This is a genomic window from Amaricoccus sp. (assembly GCF_036846665.1).
Taxonomy (GTDB): domain Bacteria; phylum Pseudomonadota; class Alphaproteobacteria; order Rhodobacterales; family Rhodobacteraceae; genus Amaricoccus.
On sequence record NZ_DAIUBO010000389.1, the window covers coordinates 1 to 2,056 of the forward strand.

The following is a 2,056-nucleotide window of genomic DNA, read 5'->3' on the forward strand; positions in this document are numbered from 1 at the left end:
TCGGCATGGGCATCGACCGGCTGGCGATGCTGAAATACGGCATCCCCGACCTGCGTGCCTTCTTCGAGAGCGACCTGCGCTGGCTGCGCCACTACGGCTTCAGCGCGCTCGACGTGCCCACGCTCCAGGCCGGGCTCAGCCGCTAGGCGTCCCGGAAGACGCCGCCGGCGACGCCAGCGGCCCCCGGCCGCGGAAATGCTCGACGAGAAAGTCGATGAAGACGCGGATCCTCGGCGCGAGCAACCGCCGCTCGGCGAAGATCACGGCGATATCCGCGTTCTTCTGGGTGTATTCGGGCAAGACCCGGACCAGTGCGCCGGAGCGGATGCTGTCGGCGACCAGATAGCTCGAGAGCCGCGCGATCCCGAGCCCCGCCAGCGCCGCCTCGAACACCACGTCCGCGCTGTTGCCCTCGAAATTCCCCTCGGCATCGATCGCCAGATCCTCGCCGCCCTCGAGCGACCGCCAGGCGTTGCGGCCGCCGCTGTCGGAGGTGCGCAGGCAGTTGAAATGCGCGAGATCGGCGAAGCGCCGCGGGGTGCCGTGGCGCGCGAGAAACGCCGGGGAGGCGCAGAGGATGCGCTCGTTCTCCATGATCTTGCGCGCGATGACCCTGGGATTGTCCAGCTGCTCGGCGAAGCGGATCGCGGCGTCGATGTCCTCCTCCTCCAGATCGACCGGCCGGTCCGTCAGCTCGAGCGAGAGGCGGATCCCGGGATAGCGGCCGAGGAACGCGGGCAGTGCCGGCACCAGCTGTGACTTCCCGAAGGCCACGCTCGAGATGACCCGCAGCATGCCCTTCGGCGGGCCCGCGAGGCCCTGGATATGCGCCTCGGCCGCCTCGAAGCTGCGCGCCAGCGCCTTGCATTTCTCGTAATAGTCCCGCCCCTCGGCGGTGAGCGAGACACCCGTCCGCGTGCGGTGCAGCAGGCGATGCCCGACATGCTCCTCCAGCAGGCCGATCTGCTTGCTGACCGCCGAGGGCGTCTGCCCGCCCGCGCGCGAGGCGGCCGAAATGCTGCCGCTTTCCACGACCTTGACGAACACGAGCATCTGAGAGGGAGTTTCCAGAGCGTTAACGCCTTCTGTTCCGTCCCGGCAAGACCCCTGTGCCGGATCGCGGGATTGCCGGACAGCCCCGCAATCGTAACTGTTGCAGTGCAGCAGATATGCTGCAGAGCAGCAAAAGCAAGGAGTTTCGCCAATGTCTGCCACCTCGATCTCGGCTCCGGGCGCGGCGCCCCGGCGCGACGCCCTCCCCGGGCCCCTGCGCTCGATTCTCGCCGACTTCAATGCATGGCGGGAGCGCCAAGCGCTCTACAGAAGCACGGCCGCCGAGCTCGGCGCCCTGACCGATCGCGACCTGGAGGATCTCGGCATCGCCCGCGCCGACATCCGCCGCATCGCCCGGGAAGCGGTCAGCGCCGCTTCGGCCCGATGAGCGGCGGTGCGATTTCGGGCGCGCCCCATGCCGGGCAGGCGCCGTCGGCCTCCCTCTGGGCGACCCTGTCCTCGGCGGTGAGGGTCTTCGTGAAGAGCGTGCAGACCGCGAAGATGGCGCATGCCCTCGCCCGGCTGCCGGACGCGCAGCTCAAGCGCATGGGCATCGAGCGGCACGAGATCTTCACCCACGCCGAGAAGCTGATCGCCGGCGCAAAGAACGACTGAACCGCGGCGCCGCGACGCCCTGTGTCCTGCCCGGCCCCTCCGGGCAGGGCGTCCCCGGCCGGCGCTGCCGGGCCTTTCGCCCCGGGCCGGCATCCGCTAAACCCGCCGCGCATCACCGCCGACGGGACCGACAATGGACACCATGCCTGCGCTGCCCGGATACGGCATCCCCGGGCTACGCGCCCGCTCCACATGCAGTCCACGGCGGCCCGGCCATCGCGGCTCCGGTTCGCGTGCCCTGCAGGCGCCGCAGGGCTGGCCGGGGTTATCGCATTTGGGGCTCGTTCTTTCTTCTTCGACCGTCCCGCGCAAGACGAGGGCAGCGCCCGGCCCGGCGGGTGCGAAGCGCCCGCCTGGGGGCGGGGCGGGCGCTGCCCGGCGGTGCCCG

The 2,056-nt window shown here is 70.5% G+C and carries 4 protein-coding genes; 3 read left to right on the forward strand and 1 reads right to left on the reverse strand.

Going from position 1 to position 2,056, the window contains the following annotated elements; all coding sequences use genetic code 11:
• A partial coding sequence (locus V7050_RS20655; protein WP_442885722.1) for a tRNA ligase subunit PheS family protein occupies positions 1-146 on the forward strand: 146 nt, incomplete at its 5' end.
• Here V7050_RS20655 and V7050_RS20660 read toward each other — a convergent pair.
• Positions 136-1,053 (reverse strand): LysR family transcriptional regulator, encoded by a 918-nt coding sequence (locus V7050_RS20660; RefSeq protein ID WP_324370710.1) that lies wholly within the window; start codon positions 1,051-1,053, stop codon positions 136-138. The genes V7050_RS20655 and V7050_RS20660 overlap by 11 nt on opposite strands.
• A gap of 151 nt (positions 1,054-1,204) precedes the next feature.
• Here V7050_RS20660 and V7050_RS20665 point away from each other — a divergent pair, with 151 nt between their 5' ends.
• Entirely contained in the window at positions 1,205-1,441 is a 237-nt protein-coding gene (locus tag V7050_RS20665) for a DUF1127 domain-containing protein (RefSeq protein WP_324370712.1), read from the forward strand.
• A complete protein-coding gene (locus V7050_RS20670; RefSeq protein WP_324370714.1) occupies positions 1,438-1,668 on the forward strand; it encodes a hypothetical protein in 231 nt (76 codons plus the stop codon). Before V7050_RS20665 ends, V7050_RS20670 begins: the two co-directional genes overlap by 4 nt.
• Positions 1,669-2,056 lie beyond the last annotated feature (388 nt).